Annotated in this window: 1 protein-coding gene; it reads right to left on the bottom strand. The window is 60.6% G+C overall.

Annotated features, from left to right (window positions below; genetic code table 11):
* Positions 1 to 19: 19 nt before the first annotated feature.
* Positions 20 to 652: IS66 family transposase (tnpC, locus tag WS69_RS12225; protein ID WP_156438087.1), on the bottom strand; the 633-nt coding region annotated here is incomplete at its 5' end.

Here is a 652-nt window from a genome sequence, read left to right as displayed (position 1 = left end):
GTTGTTCCGATGCCTGAGGTTAACAGCTCGCCGCGAAAGTTAACAGCCCCACCTGGCCTTTTTGAAACCGTCTCTTAGTTGCCACGTTCCACGGTAGTAATTCGTCGATGCGGTTAATGGGGTGGTCAGCGATATGGGTCAGCACGTATTCGAGGTAAGCGCGCGGGTTGATCCCGTTCAGCTTGCACGTGCCGATCAGGCTGTACATCGCCGCGGCCCGTTTCCCCCCGCTGTCGGAGCCGGCGAACAGGAAGTTCTTGCGACCCAGACTGACACAGCGCAGCGCGTTTTCGGCCAGGGCGTTGCTGATCTCGGCACGGCCCTCTTCGCAGTACAGTACGAGGGCATCCCACTGGTTAAGCGAGTAACGGATCGCTTTGGCCAATTCGGATTTCTTCGACAGCGCCGCGAGTTTGTCCGTCATCCACGTCTTGATGGCCGCGAGCAGCGGGATGCTTCTCTCCTGGCGCACGCGCAGCCGTTCAGCGGCGGGTTTGCCGCGGATGTCGGCCTCGATCGCGTAAAGTCCGCCGATCAGTTCGAGCACCTCCCGGGTTGCCTCGGTAGGCGTTCGGGCATGCACGTCGTATATGTACCGTCTCGCGTGGTCCCAGCATGCCGCCTCGCGAATCTTGCCGCTCTCGTACAGTTC

Source organism: Burkholderia sp. BDU5 (assembly GCF_001522845.1).
Classification (GTDB): Bacteria; Pseudomonadota; Gammaproteobacteria; order Burkholderiales; family Burkholderiaceae; genus Burkholderia; species Burkholderia mayonis.
The sequence above is the reverse complement of the archived record's forward strand: the minus strand, read 5'-3'. Positions and strand labels throughout refer to the sequence as shown.